Origin of the sequence: Streptomyces sp. 147326 (assembly GCF_045000215.1) — a bacterium.
Lineage (GTDB): Bacteria > Actinomycetota > Actinomycetes > Streptomycetales > Streptomycetaceae > Streptomyces.
Genome location: NZ_CP134201.1, coordinates 8,449,034 through 8,467,333 on the forward strand (window position 1 = coordinate 8,449,034; position 18,300 = coordinate 8,467,333).

The following is an 18,300-nucleotide window of genomic DNA, read 5'->3' on the forward strand; positions in this document are numbered from 1 at the left end:
CGCTACTCCCGCTCCCACACTTCGGCGAGGGCCTCCAGGTAGTCGTCCTGGCCGTCGGTGATGCGGTTGACCTCCAGGACGAGCAGCATGCTGCTGGAGACGCGCACGCAGATCTTGTCGTCGACGCCCCAGTCGGCGTCCTCCACCAGCGTTCCGTAGTCGGAGGTCCATTTCTCCGCGAGGCAGTCGCTGTTCACGTCGGAATCCGCGTCCTTGAGCAGCAGGATGTCGTCCCCGGCGAGGTCCCAGTTCTTGTGCAGGTCGACGTCGAAACCGTCCCCCGCCTTCGCGTTCTTGAAGTCGGAGGCGTCGATGCCGTGTCCGGTGGGCAGCTGGATCTCCGCTTCGTCCGCCATGGACCAGCCTTCGAACGGGTCGGTGGTGTCCGGGGCGGGCTCCTCGGGCGTCGTCTCGCCGTTGTCGTCCTGGGACACGTAGGGCGGGTCCGGATCCTTCCCGTGCTGAGCCGCCGTGTACGCCAGGGCGCCGATCGCCGCGGCCACCACGACGGCCGCGGCGGCAAGGAAGGGTGCCTTCCGGATCCGCGCTCGGGCCGTGGACCCCGCCCCGGCCGCCCCGGCCTCCCCGGCCTCCCCGGGCGGGGCCGAACGGTCGGTGAGGGCCGCGGCCGACGGGTCCACCCGCGTCGGCTCGTACCCCGCGGGAGCGGACGTCAGCGACGGGTCGGAGTCCGCCGCCAGCGCCGAAGAGGCGCGCGCGAGCAGGCTGTGCGCGACGCCGGGCGGCAGCCAGCCGGATCCGACGGGACCGGCCCCCTGCGCCCGGTCCGCCTCGTCTGCCCGGCCCGTCCCGCCCGTCCCGCCCGTCCCGCCCGTCCCGGGTGAGAGTTCTGCGAGCAGGACCTCCAAGGAAGGCCGCTGCGCCGGGTCCTTGGCCAGGCAACGCCGTACGAGGTCCAGCGCGCCCCCGGAAAGGGCCTCCAGCCGCGGCTCGGAATGCACGACCCGGTAGAGCAGCGCCGGAGTGGCGCCGTCCCCGAACGGGCTCTCCCCGCTGAGGGTGAAGGCCAGCACCGCCCCGAACGAGAACACGTCGGACGCGGTACCGACGGCGGCCCCGGAGGCCTGCTCCGGTGACATGAAACCGGGGGACCCGACGGTCATGCCGGTCCTGGTCAGGGCACTCGCCTCGGTGGCCCGCGAGATGCCGAAGTCGATCACCCGCGGCCCGTCGGGACCCAGCAGCACGTTGGAGGGCTTCAGGTCACGGTGCACCAGACCGGCGGCGTGCACGGCCGAGAGCGCCGCCGCCAGCCCGCGGGCCAGGGCGAGGGCCGAGGCCTCGGGGAACGGCCCGTGCTCGGCCACCGCCTCGGCGAGCGACATCCCGGGTACGAACACCGTGCTCAGCCACGGTGTCGGGTCGTCCACTCCGGCGGCGAGGACCTGTGCGGTGAACCTCCCGTCCACCGCCCGCGCGGCGGCGACCTCGCGGGCGAACCGCCGCCGGAACTCCGGATCCCGGGCCAGCTCCGGATGCACCACCTTCACGGCCACGCTCCGCCCGCCGGGCGTCCGGGCCAGGTAGACCCGCCCCATGCCCCCGCTGCCGAGCCGTGCCACGACGTGGTAGGGCCCCACCCGCGCCGGATCACCTGGTACCAATGCGTCCACTCGGCCCCCCGCGTCGCGCAGCCCGAACCCGGCCGGATTTTAGTGGCGCGAACATGGTCATGTACGGCGTTTTCCGGACCTGTGGAACACGGGACGAGACCCGGTGCGCACGTCGCCCGTCAAGCGGCGGACGGGCATTCGGCTCGGGTGTTGCTCAACCGGCCTTGCTGTGGGCCCTGTTGAGCAGTGAGCCTGATTGCAAGTCAATTTAGGGAAGGCTAACCTAAATTCGTGATTACTGCCGCCATCCCCCGTCCGCCGGTGCACGATGCAGACGATCTCCCGCTGCTGGTCCGCAGGGCTCGTCTGCAGGACGCCCGCGCCCTCCACTCGCTCTCACTGGCCTTCATCCGTTCCGGCGCCCTACGGGCCCGCAGCGTCGACCACTACCTGGCGCACGCCGGGGAGTTCATCCTCGTGGCCGGCCGCGGCCGCACCCCCGTCCGGGGCTGCGTCGCCCTGAGCGACGAGGGGGACGGGGCCGCCGTGCTCTACAACTTCTGTGTCGCCCGGGGAAGCCAGGGACGTGGACTGGGTGCCGCGCTGCTGCGGGCCGCCTTCGCCGAGGCGAGGGGCCGCTCGATGCGGGAGGTCTTCACGGCGACCACGAGCGGCGCGGACCTGTTCCGGCGGTACGGCTTCGTGCCGGCCGCCCCGGGATGCGCTCCCGCCGCCTGGGCGGGTGCGCTGGACCCCGCGCGCGGGTCCGAGGTGCTCTCCCGGCGCCTCTGAACCGTACGCCGCGCACACGACGGGCCCGGGCGCACCTCGACGGCCTCGGTGGCGTAGTCGACCTCCCCGGTGAAGGAGGCGGCGCACCAGCGGAAGTGGTCGTGGAATGCGAGGCGGGTGGGGGAGCACGTCTTCTGGTGGATGAAGTCCGCCAGCCTGTCCCGGTCCTGGGGGAGGGCCGGCCGTACCAGGTCGGCCCTCCCGTTGTTCAGCGGGGGAGGCGCTCCTCCGGCAGCGGCCGTCTGGCACCACCGTGGTGCCGGCGCGCTCGTCGGCGAAGGTCTCCCGTACCAGGGCGTGCGGCACCCGGCCGTCCAGTACGTGCGCCATCCGGACCCCGGAGCGCACCGCCCGCAGGCAGCCCTCCATCTTCGGCAGCATGCCGCCGGCCATCGAGGGCAGCAGCTTCTCCAACTCGCCCGCGGTGAGCCGGTCGATGATCCGCGTGCTGTGCGGCCAGTCCTCGTAGAGGCCCGCGACGTCGGTGAGCATCACCAGTCTCTCCGCGTCCAGTGCCTGGGCGAGGGCGGCGGCCGCGAGGTCCGCGTTGATGTTGTAGACGTTCCCGTCGTCCGCTCCCCGGGCGATGGGGGAGAGCACCGGGATGCGCCCCCGCTCGAGCAGGCCCCGTACCGTGTCGGGGTCGACGTGCACGATGTCGCCCACCAGCCCGATGTCCACCTCCGTGCCGTCCACCAGGGCCGGCCGCCGGACGGCGGACAGTGTGCGCGCGTCCTCACCGGTCATCCCGACGGCGAGGGCTCCGTGGCGGTTGATGAGGCCGACGATGTCCCGTTGGACCTGGCCGGCCAGCACCATCCGGACGACGTCCATCACCGCCGCCCCCGGTCTCAGGCCGTGCGCCTCGGCCAGCGCGTGTGCGGCGCGGAGCGCCTCGGCGAAGCTGGCGTCGATGTCCAGCCACTCGCGCAGGGTGCGCTCGGGGAGGCCGGCCGCGGCGGCGCAGCCCGGGATGGTCAGTCCCTGGGCGGCCCCGCGGAGGGCGTCGGCCATCCGGGCGATCGTTTCCTCGCGTTGGCTGGGCGTGCGACGCAATGCGTCGCGCAGTGCCCGGTCCATCTCCTCTTGGGAACTCATCCAGGCCAGCACCTCGTCGGCCCACTCGTCCTGTCGCGCTTGGTCTCGCGCCTTCTCCTGCATCCCCACACCCCCAATTTAGGTAAGCCAACCTCAGAATGTGTGAGGAGGGAGGCATGTGACTGCAATCGGGCCATTCGTGGGCGCACCGAGGGCGAACAGACGGAACGGGCCCGCGCCCGCCCGATGGCCCAGGCTGATGCGCTCCATCACCTGGTGATCGCGGACCCACTCCCGGCCGGGGAAGACCCGCAGTCCGGCCGGATCCAGGTGCATCAGCACGCCCTCGGCCAGGACGAGCACGTTCCGGCGCTCCCCGACGAGCGGCAGCAGCCGCTCCGCCCGGTCCCGGTGGACCGGGCGTGCGCGTTGCTCCGGTCGGTCAGCACCTCGGGCGCGCAGCCGCTCGACGCGATATCCCGTCGAGGCCAGCACGGAGGTGGCCGCCGGGTCGCGGAACGCGGTTCCCGGGAGGAGTTCGGCGGCGTGGGCGCGGCCGTAGAGGGGGGCAGGAGGTCATGGCCGCCCCGCTCAGGCCATGGGCGGTGCCGCCGCCCGGCGTGATGGACGCCCGCAGGGGACGCCCGGCCTGGCGGACGCCCCGTACGCCCTCAGCCGCTGCTGTGGTGGAACACGACCTCCGGGTCGGCCGCCGTCGGACCGTCCAGGCGCGGCGCCGGCATCCCGCGCAGGTGCAGGTCGAAGTAGTCACCGACGTACGACCGCGTGATCTGCTGGGACCGGGTGCCCGAGAGCGGAGTCTCCGGGTGGGGGTAGCCCGCTCGGTCGCCGAGCACCGGCCAGTCGGTGAAGGCGGGATGTCCCGCACCCTAAGGCATCTGCGGGGGCCGGGCGCTACGACGAGAACGCGCAGGTCGGCTACGACCTCTCGTCGTTTAGGCAAGGCTTACCTAACTTTGCCGGGATGTCGTGAAGTTGGACCGTTGACCGGAGCGGCCCGGCCCTGCCCGGGCAGCCGGTCGGCGCTTCGGTGCCGTGGGCTGCCCGGGCACGTCCCGGAGGCGCAGCCGTGGGTATCAGCCGTCCAGTGAGCCGAAGAAGGTGCGGACGTCGCGGACGAACGCCTCCGGCTGCTCCAGCGACAGGAAGTTGCCGCCCCGCTCCAACTCGGTCCAGTGGGTGACGTTGTGGTCGCGCTCGGCGAAGCGGCGGATGGCGATGTCGGTGTGCAGGGCGACGGCCACACCGGTGGGGACGGTGCCGCGCGGCTTCGGGGCCCAGGCGCTCGGGTCGTGGCCCGACTCGTAGTACAGGTTCGCCGAGGAGCCCGCCGTGCCGCTGAACCAGTAGACGCTGACATTCGTCAGGAGGCGGTCCCGCCCGACGGCGTCCTCGGGGAGCTCGGCGGCCGGGTCGGTCCACTCCTTGAACTTCTCGGTGATCCAGGCGAGTTGACCGACCGGCGAATCGTGCAGCCCGTAGGCGAGGGTCTGCGGGCGGGTGGACTGGATGGCGTTGAAGCCCATCTTGTCCTGCTGGAAGCTCTCCAGCCGGGCCAGCCGCTCCTGCTCGGAGACGGTCAGGCCGTCGAATTCGGCCGGGTCACCGGAGGGGAAGGTCACCAGGCCGTTGACGTGCACGCCGACGACCCGGCCGGGTGCCTGCCGGCCCATCTCGGCGGCGATCCAGGCGCCGCCGCCCGTCCCCTGGACGCCGTAGGAGCCGTACCCGAGCCGGTCCATGAGCTCGACGAACGCGCCCGCGATGCGCCCCGTGTTCCAGCCCGCCTCGCCGAGCGGACCGGAGAAGCCGGTGCCGGGGGTCGAGGTCACGATGACGTGGAAGTCCTCCGTCAGCGGCCGGATGACATCGGCGAACTGCACGAAGGAACAGGGCCAGTCGTGCAGCAGAAGCAACGGGACGGCGTCCGGACGCTGCGAACGGACGTGCAGGAAGTGGATGTTCTGGCCGTCGATCTCGGTGGTGAACTGGGGGAACTCGTTGAGCTCCGCCTCCGCCTTGCGCCAGTCGAAACCGTCGGCCCAGTACGCGGCCAGGGCCTTGAGGTAGTCGGTGGGCACGCCCCGGCTCCAGCCGGCGCCGGGGATCTCGCTGCCCCAGCGGGTACGGGCGAGCCGGTCGCGCAGGTCCTCGAGCTCGACCTCCGGGACCTCGATGCGGAAGGGGTGGATCCGGGCGTCGGTGTTGCTGCTGTTCTCCATGGGTAAGACACTATTCGCGATATAGGCACGACACCTTCCTAATGACGCAACAGGCTGGTCCTCATGCTCGACACCTCCGCACGCTTGCTGCGTCTGCTCTCCCTGCTGCAGACCCCGAGGGCCTGGCCGGGATCCGAACTGGCCGAGCGCCTCGGGGTGAGCGGCCGTACCGTCCGCAACGACATCGAACGGCTGCGTGCGCTCGGCTATCCCGTGGACGCCACGCGCGGAACCACCGGCGGATACCGGCTGGGTGCCGGCGCCGCCATGCCCCCGCTGCTCCTCGACGACGAGGAGGCCGTCGCCGTGACGATCGCGCTCCGCACCGCCGCGCAGGGAGCCGTCCCCGGAACGGAGGAGACCTCGCTGCGGGCGCTGACCAAGCTGGAGCAGGTACTGCCCTCCCGGCTGCGCCGCCGGGTACGGACCCTCATGGCGTACACCGTGGCCGTGCCGGCGGACCGTCCGGTCCCGGCCGTGTCCGCGGACGTACTGACCACCCTCGTATCCGCCTGCCGTGACCAGGAACGACTCCGCTTCGACTACCTGGACCACGCGGGCTCGCCCACCCGCCGCATCGTGGAGCCGTACCGGGCGGTGAACTGGGGGCGGCGCTGGTACCTGGTGGCGTGGGACGTCGAGCGCGAGGACTGGCGGACCTTCCGGATCGACCGGATCCGGCCCCGCACCCCGACCGGACCGCGCTTCACCCCGCGCGAACCACCCGGCGGCGACGTGGCGGCGTACGTCGCGCTACGGGTCTCGGGCGCGGCCTGGCGCCACCACGCACGCGTGACCGTGCACGCCCCGGCCGTAGCGGTGGCCGAGCGGATCAACCCCGCGGTCGGCACGGTCGAGGCGCTCGACACCGGTACCTGCGTTCTGGTCACCGGCGCCGACACGGTGCAGACCCTCGCCGTCTACCTGGGCATGCTCGACTTCGACTTCGAGGTCACCGGGCCCCCGGAACTGGTCACCCACCTCCGCGGCCTCGCGGACCGCTACGCGCGCTCGACAGGGGAGCGGCCGATCCGCTGATGGTGGCGGTCGGCGGCGGTCGGTGGCGGTCAGCGGTCGGCGCTCGGCGCTCGGCGTGACAAATGTAATGGGTTGTCAAGGTGCCTCTCCTTCTGGAGGTTGATGCCTCGTTCGTCCTCGTGGAGGAGGCCGCACCACGGGCACGGGGCCAAGAATCGAGGTGTCCCAGATCGCCGGGCCCACCGGGCCACCGACGAGGAGCCGCCGTGCCCCACACCTCTCCTGCCGACCGCCCCGTACCGCGCCTGCGCCGCGTGGCCTCCGTCACCGCCGTCGCCATGGCCCTGCTCGCGGGCCTCGCTCCGGCGGCCGCCGCCGCCGGCGAGGAATCGCCGGCCGCTCGCGCCGCGGCGGCGGGCCGGCACCCCGACCGTGCTCAGCTGCAGGCGAGGCTGAACGCCATCCGGGAGGCGGGCGTCTACGGCGTCTACTCCGCCGTCCGCGACGGCCGCGCTCGCTTCGACGGAGCCGCCGGCCTCGCCGACGTCTCCGCCGGCATACCGACCCGCCCCGACCTCCGGCACCGCGTCGGCAGCGTCACCAAGACCTTCACCGCCGTCGCCGTGCTCCAGCAGTCCGCGAAGGGCCGGGTGGGCCTGGACCGGCCGGTCGCCGACTACGTGCCCGAGCTCCTGCCCGGCGAGCGCGGCCGCAAGGTGACCGTACGCATGCTCCTCAACCACACCAGCGGCATCGACGACTACATCGCGGACGCCTTCCCGTCCCTCAAGAAGGGCACCACGGAGAGCCTGGACGACCACCGGTTCCGCACGGTACGGCCCGCCGAGCTGATCGGGTACGGGGTGGCCCGGCCACAGCGGTTCGAACCCGGCACCGACTGGAGCTACTCCAACACCAACTACCTGCTGTTGGGCGAGGTGCTCCGCAAGGTGACCGGCCAGGACCCGGAGCGGCTGATCACCCAGGACGTGATCCGGCGGGCCGGCTTGCGGGACACCTATTTCCCCGGCACCGACCCGCACATCCGCGGCGCCCATGCGCGCATGTACGAGAACTTCTACGGGCTCATCGACCCGCCGCGCGACTACAGCGTCTACAACATGACCTGGGCCGGCACCGCGGGCGCCCTCGTCTCCACCCCGCAGGACCTCAACACCTTCTACCGCACCCTGCTGACCGGCAACCTGCTCCCGCGCCCGCAGCTGGACGAGATGCGCACCGCTGTCGACGTCAAGGACGAAAAGGGTTCCTTGCTCATGCGCTACGGTCTCGGCATCTACACCATGGACACGCCCTGCGGCCCGGCCTGGGGCCATGACGGGGGAGTCTGGGGCGCCGGTACGTGGGCACTGTCCAGCCCGGACGGCACGCGGCAGTTCGCCATCGGCTACAACCTGATGAAGTACCAGCGCCTCAACGAGGACGGCACCGCCTTCGTCCCGCACCCGGCCGACGCCGCCCTGATGGACTATCGGGACCGGTCCCTTTGCGGCGCCACCGCACCGCGCGCATCGGACCCGGCCGCGAAGAGCCGTCCCGCCGAGGCCTTGCCGATGGGCATCCCGGCAGCTGACGTTCCGGCCTCCGCCCTCCGCACACTGCCCCCGGCCGTCGCGACGCTTTCCGGACTGCCGGCGGGCCCGGCGCGCTGAGTCGGCATCGCCTCCCGCCGCCCGACCACGTTCCCTATTGCTGCGTGACGCAGTGATCCCGTATAGTTCTCTGCGTGACACAGAAAGTGTGCCACGCAGGGATTCTATCCGTGGGGGAACCATGCTCAACGTTGTCGTCACCGGCGCCACCGGGGCCCAGGGCGGGGCAACCGCTCGCGCCCTGCTCGCCGCCGGCCATCAGGTGCGCGCCGTCACCCGTCATCCTGGCGGGCCCGCCGCTGACGCCCTGCGCGGTCTCGGAGCCGATGTCCGCCGCGCCGACTTCGACGACCGCTCGTCCCTCGACGCGGCCCTCGAAGGAGCGGATTCGCTCTTCGCGGTCACGACCCCCTTCGGCGCCGACATCGCCACCGAGACCCGGCAGGGCAAGACCCTCGTCGACGCCGCCGCAGCCGCCGGCCTCGGCCACATCGTGCTCACCTCCGCCGCGCACGCCGACCGCGGCACCGGTATCCCGCACTACGAGAGCAAGCACCTGGTCGAGCGGCACCTTCGTGAGGCCGGAGTGCCTTGGACGGTGATCGCCCCGGCCGCCTTCATGGACAACTACGCGAGCGGCTGGACCCTGGAAGGGCTGCTTCAGAACACCTTCGCGTGGCCCATGCCGGCCGACCGGCCGCTCACCCTCATACCCGCCACCGACATCGGCGCGTTCGCCGCACTGGTCCTTCAGCGCCGCGACGAGTTCGCCGGCCGCCGCATCGACATAGCTTCCGACGAGCGCACCCCTGCCGAGATGGCGGAGATCCTCGCGGAGGTCATCGGTCGCCAGATCGGCCGCCAGGAGGTACCTCTGGCCTACGTACGGACCCGTTCGGAAGACCTGGCCGCCATGTTCGAGTACTTCACGTCCTCTGGCCTCGACGTCGACATCGCCGGGCTGCGCCGTGACTACCCCGAAATCGGCTGGCACAGCTTCACCGACTGGGCCGCGGACCAGGACTGGTCCACCCACCTGGCCTCCGTACCCACGCACCACTGACCTGACCTGACTTGCCGCCTGCACCGGCTGGGCAGAGCGCCGGCGCGGGAACGTGCCTACGCTGGGAGAGGGGCCGTCCCGTAGGCCGTGCAGAGAGGTGAAGCCACTCCTCGGTACGTGCGTCCGTGCACGACTACCTAGGGTGATCGATGACCATGAAGCCCATAGCGGAACGGCGCTCGATCCGTGGAATCCCGTCCATCCCCGCAATCGCCACCGTCGCCGCCATGACCGCCGCGTTCCTGATGCCCGGATACACCGCCACCGCCACCGCCACCGCGGCCGCCCCGGACGACGGTTCCTGCGAGACGTCACTGTCGAACAGTTTCTGGCGTGCCCCTGTGGACCAGTTGCCCGTGCACCCGAGCTCCGCCCAGTACGTGGCCTCGATCGGTGCCACGGAGCCCCTGCACCCGGACTTCGGGTCGGGGCTCATAGAAGGCGAGCCGTTCGGCATACCCATCACCGTCTCGGACACGATCGTGCCGGAATCGACGGTGTCCTTGGACTACGCCGACGAGAGCGATACCTCCGGATACCGGATCCCGCAGGACGCCAAGATCGAGAACGGTCCGGAGAGCAGCGGGGACCGCCACGTAGTCGTCTGGGACCGTGCCCTGTGCAAGTCCTACGAGCTCTGGAACGCGCAGCAGCAAGGCGACCATGCCTGGCATGCAGGAGGGGGCGCGATCTTCGATCTGCGAACCAACAAGCTGCGGCCCGACGGATGGACGTCGGCCGATGCCGCCGGCCTCGCCATCCTTCCCGGCCTCGTGCGCTACGACGAGGCGGCCAACGGGCGGATCGACCACGCGATCCGCATCACCGTGCCGCGCTCCGACCAGAGCTACGTGTGGCCCGCACGGCACCAGGCGGGCTCCGCGGCGGACAAGTCCCTGCCTCCCATGGGGCTGCGGCTACGGCTCAAGAGCTCGGTGGACACCTCGCAGCTGGCCCCGCAGGCCAAGGCCGTGGCCGAGGCGCTCAAGAAGTACGGCGCCATCGTCGCGGACAACGGTTCGGCCTGGTACATCACCGGTGAAGAGAACTCCGGCTGGGACAACTCCCAGCTCGACGGACTCAAGGGCTTCAAGGGATCGGACTTCGAGGCGGTCGACGCGTCCGGACTCCAGCAGTCGCCGGACTCGGGAGCCGTCGCACCACGGTGATCCCTCCAGCGCGGAGCCGCTCCCCGCACCTGCGGGGCCGAGCCCTGCAGGGCGGGTGAGGCGCGACGGGCAGCGGGCGACGAGGCGGCCGGTGGTCAGCGTTCGGCGAGTTCCGAGGGGGCTTCCTGGATCACCCAGCCGTTCCCGTCGGGGTCGTTGAAGGTGACGAAGGAGTTCCAGGTCCCGCCCTTGCCGTTCTCCCAGCCGGTCGCGCCGACGTGCTGGACGGGGGAGACCTCGACTCCTCGGTCCGTCAGTTCCTTGTGGGCTGCTTCGATGTCGACGACGCACAGTTGAAGGCCGTGGAGTGTGCCGGGCGCCATGGTGTTGGTGCCGGGAGCTGCCGGCATTCCCTGGAGCATGGCGATGGAGCAGCGCGAGCCGGGCGGAGTCATCTGGATGATGCGCACTCCGGGGGCGACCTCGTCATCGAGGTCGATCTTGAAGCCGATCTTTTCGGCGTAGAAGGCCTTCGCGCGATCCATGTCGGTGACGGGGACGGGGACGACTTCAAGTGTCCAGTTCATGGGGGCGTCTCCTGGGGGATCCGGTCGTGAGTTCCGAGCTGGGTCCACGGTCGCCCACGCGGGTGTGGTCGGGCACGTCGAAACGCCCGTAGCCGCTGAGTTGACCGGGCCTACGGCGCCTGCTGGCATGATCATCCCGTGATAGGCGACTATTCCAACGGGCTCGGTGCGAGGAAGTTCGTCCTGTTCGACGTCGACGGCACGCTGATCGACGCCGTGGACAATCAGCGCAGGGTGTGGGGGGTGTGGGCGCAGCGGTACGGGCTGGACCCCGATGAGGTCTACCGCGTGGCGTTGCGGACGAGGCCGATGGAGACCTTTGCGCAGGTGGCTGCTGGGCATGATCCCCAGAAGTGCCTCGCCCTGCTGCACGAACTGGAGGACGAGGACGTGCGCTCGGGAGTGTACGGGGCGTTCGAGGGTGCGGCGGAGCTACTCGAGGCGCTGCCGACCGGCGGATGGGCGCTGGTGACGTCCAACTACGAACACCGGGTGCTCGGGCGCTTCGCCCGGACCGGGCTGCCGGTCCCGGAGATCATCGTCGATGCCGCGTCCGTGGCCGAGGGCAAGCCCTCACCCGTCCCCTATCTGCTGGCCGCCCAGCGGTTGGGCGCCACTCCGCAGGACTGCCTCGTCGTCGAAGACGCCCCCACCGGTGTGCTGTCCGGGCTGCGCGCGGGCATGACGGTGTGGGGGGTCAACACTCCCGCCGCGGTGGACGGCGTGCACCGCCACTTCACGAGTCTGGACGAGGCCGCCGCCGACATCCTCGCCTTCGCCTCCGGCACGCCTCCCCAGCGACCGGAAGTACCGGCAGCCGCAGCTGAATGATCGTCGGGGCTCCCCGCCGGGCGCGCCTCGACACGGTTGACCGCCCTCCACGTGCTTCCATGGCGACGTGGACAGCATCACCCAGCACCTCCTGACCAAGGGGTTCGGTCAGCCCAGCGGGCTGGTCGGCCGTCTCGGCGGCCGGCTCATGGCGCACGGCAACGCCGCGACCGAGCGGCACGTCGTCGCCCTCGCCGCGCCCACCGCACAGGAGGTCGTCCTGGTCCTCGGGCCCGGCCCCGGAGTCGGGCTCGACGCCGCGGCTCGCCGCTCCGCCCACGTGATCGGCGTCGACCCGTCCGACGTCATGCTCGCCATGGCCCGCCGCCGCTGCGCGCCCGCAATCGCCCGGGGCCGCCTCCGCCTCAGCGCCGGCACCGCCGCCCGCACCGGCGAGCCCGACAACTCCGTCGAGGTCGTGCTCTCCGTCAACAACCTCCAGCTCTGGCCCGACGTAGCCGCCGGCCTCACCGAACTCCACCGCATCCTGCGCCCGGGCGGCCGCATGCTCCTCGCCGCCCACGAGAAGTGGCTCCCCACCGCCCTCCCGGCCCTCGCGCACACGGTCCTGGCGGCCGGCTTCACCTCCGTACGCACCTGGACCTGGCGACCCCCGACCCGCATGGCGTCCACGACAGCCCTGCTGAGCGCCGCCCGCGCCCACCACACGGCTGACGGACCGCCGGCCGATGAGCCCCCCAACGCCCCCGAAAACGACTAGGAAGTCTTCCTCGCTGAGCTCCAGCCAGAGGACGAACTCGCCTCCACGGGCCGCTCCTACGGCATGGACCTGCGGGGCGGGTGGCAGTCCCTGCGGCTTGACCCTCACGTGGCGTCAGGCTGCATAGTCGGTGCCGTGGAAGATCACTGGACCGTGGGACGCGTGGCAGAGCTGGCCGGCGTGAGCGTCCGCACGCTGCATCACTACGACGAGATCGGGCTCGTTCGGCCGTCGGCGCGGACCGTGGCCGGGTACCGGGCCTATTCGGCCGGCGACGTGGGGCGGCTGCGGGAGGTGCTGGCCTATCGGCGGTTGGGCTTCGGGCTGAGGGAGGTTGCGGAACTGGTCGGCGACCCGTCCACCGACGCGGTCGCGCACCTGCGCCGACTGCGCGGCCTGTTGCTGGAGCGGCGTGATCGCGCTGACGCCATGGTGACGGCCATCGACAGGGAACTCGAGGCACGGGCGAAGGGACGGAAGGTGACACCGGAGGAACAACTGGAGATGCTCGGTGCACGGCTGTACGACGCGATCGGCGGCGCCTACACCACGACACGGCGTACCGAGCCGCGGATCGCCGCGCAGATCTGGGACGCGCTCGGGGACGCGCGGACGGTGCTGAACGTCGGGGCCGGCACCGGCTCCTACGAGCCTGCTGATCGCGACGTGACCGCGGTGGAGCCATCGGCGGTCATGCGGGGGCAGCGGCCTGCCGACTCGGCGCCGTGCGTGGCCGCCGCCGCGGAGAGCCTGCCGTTCGATGACCACTCCTTCGACGTCGCAATGGCCGTCTCCACCGTTCACCACTGGGGGGACCCGATAGCGGGGCTGCGCGAGATGCGGCGCGTGGCCCGCCGCGTGGTGGTGCTGACGTTCGACACCGACGAGCCCGGATGGCAGGACCGGTTCTGGCTGACCCGCGACTACCTGCCCGAGTTCGCCGCCGTCCTCGCGGAATTTCCCTCGCTCGCCGGGATGGCCGACGCGATCGGCGCCCGCGCCGAGCCGGTGCCCATCCCGTGGGACTGCACTGACGGCCTGTTCGAAGCGTACTGGCGCCGACCGGAGGCGTATCTGGAGGATCACGTGCGCCGTGCGATGTCGGTATGGACGAGGGTCGGGCCGGAGGCCGAGCAGCGGGCGGTACGAAGCCTCAGCGACGACCTCGAGTCCGGCCGGTGGGCCGACCGCAACAGCGACCTCGCCGGCCTCGACGCGGCAGACCTCGGCCTCCGCCTGCTCATAGCCTGAACCGCGTCACAGCGTCGGGTGTCATGGCGGCCCCTGGCCGGCCCGCCGGTCATGCGCGGCGCTGAGCGGGCCTGGACCTGCGGACAGTACGGGCGAGCAGGCTGTCCCGGATCTCCTCCCACCGGGCCGGCAGCACCGCCCGCTGTCCGCCGGCCCAACGCCACCGGCGTGCCGGCTCTCGGCCGGTGACAGTTCACCCGATGCGAGCGTAGAAGAAGAGGAGAACCAGCGGCACCGCGATGGCCACCGTGCCGAGCGAGACGCCGACGCGAGCCCGGACCGGACCCGGTACTCCCTCGCGCCGCGAACGCCACACGTCGGGAAGGCCCCAGACGACTGCGCAGATGCCAAGAGGCAGCGTGAGGTAGAGGGGGAAGTAGCGCATCAAGGGCGGGAGAGCCTCCGGCAGGAAGGGGCAGCCGAACGTCACGACCCCGGCGATGCCCAGGAGCAGCGATCCCGTGCCTGTGGACTGGGGTTGTGCCTCGTCTGCCTCGTCTGCCTGGTCTGCCGGTTCGACGGCCTGCTTCGTGGAACTCATGGGAAACAGGCTAAGCGGAGAGCGGCCAGCACCGCCTGGGGGCGGATACTCAGGCTTCCGTGAGTATCCGGGCCGGATGTCAGAGCCATGAGAATGGCGGCATGAGGACGGAAGAGGACACTCCACCCGCAGACCGCGTACTGCTCGTCGAAAGCCGTGCCGACGAGTCCGCTCTCGCCGCCCTCGGGCAAGGGCTTCCCCGGCTCTCCGCGAACGAGGTGGCCCTCTTCCTCTCCTACAACTACGCCGACGTGCCGGTGGGCAGAAGCTTCGACCGCTGCGGCGTCGACGGGCAGTGCGCCGTGTCTGGAAGACCCGGGGGATCCGTCCCGGCCCGGCTGCCGACCACTCGCCAACTCATGTCTCCCACGCAGGTCTCCCAACGAACTGGCAGAGTCCCGCAGGGGGGCATGGCCCCCGCGCGGGGCGGAACCGCTTCGAGGTTCGAGCGGCGGGATCCGCTGGGTGACAGCTGCGGGCAGGGCGGCCTCGGCCACGCCGTGGCGAGCACCCCCGTGGTTCGCCACGGCGTGTGCGAGGCCGCCCTGAGTGGGGTCAGTCGGTGGGGGGCGGAGAGTCGGGTCGGGAAGTGCCGGGCCGGGGAGTGCCGGTGGCGTGGAAGCGGGCGATGCGTTGTGGGGGGACGATGGTGGGGAGGAGGAAGCTCCACAGATCGGTGACGCGCGCGTGCAGGTCTTCGCGACGGGTGCGGACGTGCGAGGCGACCTGGATGCCGGTGAAGGCGGCGACGAGGAGGGCGGAGAGGGCCCGGACGTCGAGCGTGGGGTGTATGTCGCCGGCTTCCTGAGCTGGTGTCAGGCAGTTGCGGCAGGTGGCGATCCAGGTGTCGTAGGGGGCCGGGTCGGGGTTGGTGAAGGAGCCGAACTCGATGACCAGGCGGATGGCGGCGCGGATGCGGACGTTCGTGCGCAGCCCGTGCGCCATCTGGTGGGTGAGGTCGATGACGGTCTGCAGGCCCGGGTTCTCGGTGGTGGGGACGTGCGCGGCTACCTGGAACTGCTCGTCCATCAGGGTGCGGGCGAGGGCTTCCTTGGACGGGAAGTGGAAGTACAGGGCGCCTTTGGTGACTCCGGCGTGCTTGACGACGTCACTGAGGCTGGTGCCTTCGAATCCGCCGAGGTCGAAGGCCGCGGCCGCGCCGTCGAGGATGGCTTGGCGGGTGATCTCGGCCCGTTCCTGTCTGGCCCTTGCCACGTGCTCGTCTCCCAAGTCGCTGTTTTTGAGCGGTTTTCGCTGCGGTGTGTCGTCAATGTAATCGGGCCGCCCGAAAGAAAACCAGTCGACAGGTACGTGTTTCGCGAGGTGGGGGAGCGGTTCGGGGAGTTGTGAGGTATTTGCGTCTTTGCTTCTTGGCGGACGGGAGGGATGCGGGCGTAACGGCCGTCCGCTGCAGGTGCGTTGACGCCGCACGCATCGCACCCGCGCCACCGCACGCATCGCACCCGCGCCACCGCCCGCACCGCTGGAGGCCCGGTTGTCTAGCATGCGGACCATGAGTGATCTTGGCGAAGGACTGCGCGGGTTCCGGCTCGACGTGGGGCAGGGGGAGCTGGACGACCTCGGCGAGCGGTTGGGGCGGGTGCGGTGGCCGGACGAGCTGCCCGGGGCGGGGTGGGCGTACGGGATTCCGCTCGAGCGGGTGCGGGAGCTCGTCGCGTACTGGCGCGACGGGTACGACTGGCGGGCGGCAGAGGCGCGGCTGAACGAGTGGCCGCAGTTCACCACGGTCATCGACGGGGCGCGGGTGCATTTCGCGCACCTGCGCTCGCCCGAGCCGGACGCGACACCGTTGCTGATGACCCACGGCTGGCCGGGGTCGTTCGTCGAATTCCAGCGGGTGGCGGGTCCGTTGACCGATCCGCGGGCGCACGGCGGGGATCCGGCCGACGCCTTCCACCTGGTGCTGCCGAGCATCCCCGGGTTCGGGCTCTCCGGGCCCACGACCGAGGCGGGCTGGGAGTTCAAACGGGTGGCACGGGCCTTCGGCGTGCTGATGGAGCGGCTGGGGTACGGGGCCTACGGGGTGCAGGGCGGCGACTGGGGAGCCGCGATCTCGCGTGAGCTCGGGCGGATCCATCCGGGCCGCGTGATCGGAGTGCACCTGAACCTGCTGCCCGGGGGCGGCGCCACCACCGAGCCCCGGCCCGAGGAACTGGCCGCGCTTCCTGCCGCCGAGCGGGAGCGGACGCTGGCTTCCTGGGAGCGGTACCGGACCTGGGCGCGGGAGCGGCAGGGGTACGCCGACATCCAGGCGACCCGGCCGCAGACCCTCGCGTACGCCCTGAACGATTCACCGGTCGGGCTGCTCGCCTGGATCGCCGAGAAGTTCGACGAGTGGAGCGATCCCAGGTGCCCGGTCGACCGGGACCAGCTGCTCACCAACGTGATGCTGTACTGGCTGACCGGTACGGCCGGCAGCGCTGCCCGGATCTACTACGAGCGGGCCCACGCCGACTACGCCGGGCAGCCGCCCGAGACGTCGCACACCCCGACCGCACTCGCCGACTTCCCCCGGGACAACTTCATCCCGCTGCGGCACATCGCCGCGCGCACCGACACCATCGTGCGCTGGACCTCGTACGACCGGGGCGGCCACTTCCCGGCGATGGAGGTACCCGAGCTGCTGGTGGGAGACGTACGGGCCTTCTTCCGGCAACGCCGGCAGCTACGGCAACAGCAACACCGGCAGGACGGCTGACCGGAGAGCCGGACGGGCGTCCGGCATGTGGAATTGCGGTGGGCCGGGCCCGGACCGGCTGGGATGATCATCCGGTGATCGACGAGCAGAGGACACGGCCCGTACTGACGGGCGACGAACGCGCCACCCTGACCAGCGTCCTGCAGTGGCAGCGGGACACCCTGATGATGAAGTGCGCCGGCCTGAGCGAGGAGCAGCTGCGGATGAAGGCGGTGGCCCCGTCGGGGCTGAGCCTGCTCGGGCTGGTGCGTCACCTCGCGGAGGTCGAGCGCGGCTGGTTCCGCAACGTCCTGGGTGGGGAGGACGTACGCGGCTACTTCCCGAGGAACGAGGCCGGGGAGTGGACGGAGTTCCACGTCGACGACGCGGACGTGGCCCGGTCGTTCGAGATCTGGGAGGAGACCTGCGAGCGGTCGCGGGCGATCGTGGAAGCCGCCGAGTCCCTGGACGTGACGGGGCACTTCGGCGACCAGCCCTATTCGCTGCACTACATCCTGACCCACATGATCGAGGAGTACGCCCGCCACAACGGCCATGCGGACCTGCTGCGCGAGGCGATCGACGGGACGACGGGGGAGTAGCCCCGCATCACTGCCCGGCCGCAGCCCCCGTCCCGACGCCCCCGACATGCCCGGTGCCCTCACGTCCCCGCGCCGCTGCGGCCTGGCGGCCGCGTCCGCTCGGCTAGAGCCGGGCGCCGGTGATGCGGTCCACCGCGTCCAGGGCGGCCGGCCAGGGGAAGTGGGGCGGGGCGTCGGGGCCGGCCGGACCGGGGGTGAAGCCGTTCTCGCCGTAGAGGAGTTCCACTCCGGCGCCGCGCAGGGTGGCCAGGGAGGTTTCGAACTGGGGGTGGGCGGCGAGTGCGGTGTTGGTGCAGGGCATGGCGACCGTGGGGGTGTTCTTGCCCAGGGCTTCGGCGGCGACGCCGACGACGAAGCGGTCAGTGAGGCCCAGGGCCCAGGCGTTGACGGTGTTGAAGGTCGCCGGGGCGAAGAGGAGGGCGTCGGCGGAGGGCCATACGTCGGCCTCGCCCGGGAATTTGTACTGCCAGCGGACCGGGTGGCCGGTGAGTGCTGCGAGTCCGTCCAGGCTTTCCGAGACCCAGTGGGCGGCGGTGGGGGTCAGTCCCAGGCATACGTCCCAGCCGCGGGTTTGGGCGTCTTCGATGACGTGGGCGACGTCGAAGACGGGCGGGGCGGCTGAGCAGAGCAAGTAGAGGGTCTTCGTGGTCATGGGGCAA

At 71.3% G+C, this 18,300-nt stretch carries 18 protein-coding genes and 2 pseudogenes; 10 read left to right on the forward strand and 10 right to left on the reverse strand.

From position 1 onward, the window contains the following. Nucleotides 1-2 precede the first annotated feature (2 nt). A complete protein-coding gene (locus RIU97_RS39085) occupies nt 3-1,601 on the reverse strand; it encodes a serine/threonine protein kinase (RefSeq protein ID WP_404962215.1) in 1,599 nt (532 codons plus the stop codon). Between the two features lie 450 nt (nt 1,602-2,051). Between RIU97_RS39085 and RIU97_RS39090 the strand changes: the two genes are divergently transcribed. Next, the gene (locus tag RIU97_RS39090; RefSeq protein WP_404963094.1) at nt 2,052-2,366 is read left to right on the forward strand and encodes a GNAT family N-acetyltransferase; all 315 of its coding nucleotides are present in this window, start codon (nt 2,052-2,054) and stop codon (nt 2,364-2,366) included. A gap of 56 nt (nt 2,367-2,422) precedes the next feature. On the opposite strand, the pseudogene RIU97_RS39095 reads toward RIU97_RS39090, so the two are convergent. The 5 genes and pseudogenes from RIU97_RS39095 to RIU97_RS39115 all read right to left on the reverse strand — a co-directional run. Next, nucleotides 2,423-2,578, reverse strand: a pseudogene (locus RIU97_RS39095) (L-lysine 6-monooxygenase); the annotation flags it as partial. A 28-nt stretch (nt 2,579-2,606) separates the two neighbouring features. Further along, a pseudogene (argB, locus tag RIU97_RS39100) lies at nt 2,607-3,287 on the reverse strand (acetylglutamate kinase); the annotation flags it as partial. Nucleotides 3,288-3,557: 270 nt separating this feature from the next. Next, nucleotides 3,558-3,899 (reverse strand): hypothetical protein, encoded by a 342-nt coding sequence (locus tag RIU97_RS39105; protein WP_404962216.1) that lies wholly within the window; start codon nt 3,897-3,899, stop codon nt 3,558-3,560. A gap of 176 nt (nt 3,900-4,075) precedes the next feature. After that, on the reverse strand, nt 4,076-4,261 hold the full coding sequence (locus RIU97_RS39110) for a hypothetical protein (RefSeq protein WP_404962217.1): 186 nt from the start codon (nt 4,259-4,261) through the stop codon (nt 4,076-4,078). 240 nt (nt 4,262-4,501) lie between these two features. Further along, nucleotides 4,502-5,647, reverse strand: a complete 1,146-nt coding sequence (locus RIU97_RS39115; protein WP_404962218.1) for an epoxide hydrolase family protein — start codon at nt 5,645-5,647, stop codon at nt 4,502-4,504. A gap of 63 nt (nt 5,648-5,710) precedes the next feature. Here RIU97_RS39115 and RIU97_RS39120 point away from each other — a divergent pair, with 63 nt between their 5' ends. The 4 genes from RIU97_RS39120 (at nt 5,711) to RIU97_RS39135 (ending at nt 10,470) form a co-directional block, all read left to right on the forward strand. Beyond that, nucleotides 5,711-6,685 carry a helix-turn-helix transcriptional regulator gene (locus RIU97_RS39120; RefSeq protein ID WP_404962219.1) on the forward strand — a complete coding sequence of 325 codons (975 nt, stop codon included), beginning with the start codon at nt 5,711-5,713 and terminating at the stop codon, nt 6,683-6,685. A gap of 278 nt (nt 6,686-6,963) precedes the next feature. Beyond that, nucleotides 6,964-8,298, forward strand: a complete 1,335-nt coding sequence (locus RIU97_RS39125) for a serine hydrolase domain-containing protein (RefSeq protein WP_404963095.1) — start codon at nt 6,964-6,966, stop codon at nt 8,296-8,298. Between the two features lie 121 nt (nt 8,299-8,419). Next, entirely contained in the window at nt 8,420-9,301 is an 882-nt protein-coding gene (locus tag RIU97_RS39130; RefSeq protein ID WP_404962220.1) for an NmrA/HSCARG family protein, read from the forward strand. 155 nt (nt 9,302-9,456) lie between these two features. Beyond that, the gene (locus RIU97_RS39135) at nt 9,457-10,470 is read left to right on the forward strand and encodes a hypothetical protein (protein ID WP_404962221.1); all 1,014 of its coding nucleotides are present in this window, start codon (nt 9,457-9,459) and stop codon (nt 10,468-10,470) included. 95 nt (nt 10,471-10,565) lie between these two features. On the opposite strand, the gene RIU97_RS39140 is transcribed toward RIU97_RS39135, so the two are convergent. Next, nucleotides 10,566-10,997, reverse strand: coding sequence for a VOC family protein (locus RIU97_RS39140; protein WP_404962222.1), 432 nt, complete (start codon nt 10,995-10,997; stop codon nt 10,566-10,568). A gap of 141 nt (nt 10,998-11,138) precedes the next feature. Between RIU97_RS39140 and RIU97_RS39145 the strand changes: the two genes are divergently transcribed. The 3 genes from RIU97_RS39145 (at nt 11,139) to RIU97_RS39155 (ending at nt 13,800) form a co-directional block, all read left to right on the forward strand. Next, nucleotides 11,139-11,828 carry an HAD family hydrolase gene (locus RIU97_RS39145; protein WP_404963096.1) on the forward strand — a complete coding sequence of 230 codons (690 nt, stop codon included), beginning with the start codon at nt 11,139-11,141 and terminating at the stop codon, nt 11,826-11,828. Between the two features lie 67 nt (nt 11,829-11,895). Continuing rightward, nucleotides 11,896-12,549: a class I SAM-dependent methyltransferase gene (locus RIU97_RS39150; protein ID WP_404962223.1), complete on the forward strand. Its 654-nt coding sequence runs from the start codon at nt 11,896-11,898 to the stop codon at nt 12,547-12,549. Between the two features lie 153 nt (nt 12,550-12,702). Then, nucleotides 12,703-13,800, forward strand: coding sequence for a MerR family DNA-binding transcriptional regulator (locus tag RIU97_RS39155; protein WP_404963097.1), 1,098 nt, complete (start codon nt 12,703-12,705; stop codon nt 13,798-13,800). A gap of 193 nt (nt 13,801-13,993) precedes the next feature. Here the strand turns inward: RIU97_RS39155 and RIU97_RS39160 are convergent, their stop codons facing one another. Then, the gene (locus tag RIU97_RS39160) at nt 13,994-14,341 is read right to left on the reverse strand and encodes a hypothetical protein (RefSeq protein WP_404962224.1); all 348 of its coding nucleotides are present in this window, start codon (nt 14,339-14,341) and stop codon (nt 13,994-13,996) included. 555 nt (nt 14,342-14,896) lie between these two features. Next, a complete protein-coding gene (locus RIU97_RS39165; RefSeq protein WP_404962225.1) occupies nt 14,897-15,556 on the reverse strand; it encodes a ScbR family autoregulator-binding transcription factor in 660 nt (219 codons plus the stop codon). Nucleotides 15,557-15,854: 298 nt separating this feature from the next. On the opposite strand from RIU97_RS39165, the gene RIU97_RS39170 reads away from it, so the two are divergent. Both RIU97_RS39170 and RIU97_RS39175 read left to right on the forward strand, forming a co-directional pair. After that, the gene (locus RIU97_RS39170) at nt 15,855-17,060 is read left to right on the forward strand and encodes an epoxide hydrolase family protein (RefSeq protein ID WP_404962226.1); all 1,206 of its coding nucleotides are present in this window, start codon (nt 15,855-15,857) and stop codon (nt 17,058-17,060) included. A gap of 74 nt (nt 17,061-17,134) precedes the next feature. Continuing rightward, on the forward strand, nt 17,135-17,641 hold the full coding sequence (locus RIU97_RS39175; protein WP_404962227.1) for a DinB family protein: 507 nt from the start codon (nt 17,135-17,137) through the stop codon (nt 17,639-17,641). Between the two features lie 103 nt (nt 17,642-17,744). Here RIU97_RS39175 and RIU97_RS39180 read toward each other — a convergent pair whose 3' ends face one another. After that, nucleotides 17,745-18,293 carry a flavoprotein gene (locus RIU97_RS39180; RefSeq protein ID WP_404962228.1) on the reverse strand — a complete coding sequence of 183 codons (549 nt, stop codon included), beginning with the start codon at nt 18,291-18,293 and terminating at the stop codon, nt 17,745-17,747. Between the last annotated feature and the right edge of the window lie 7 nt (nt 18,294-18,300).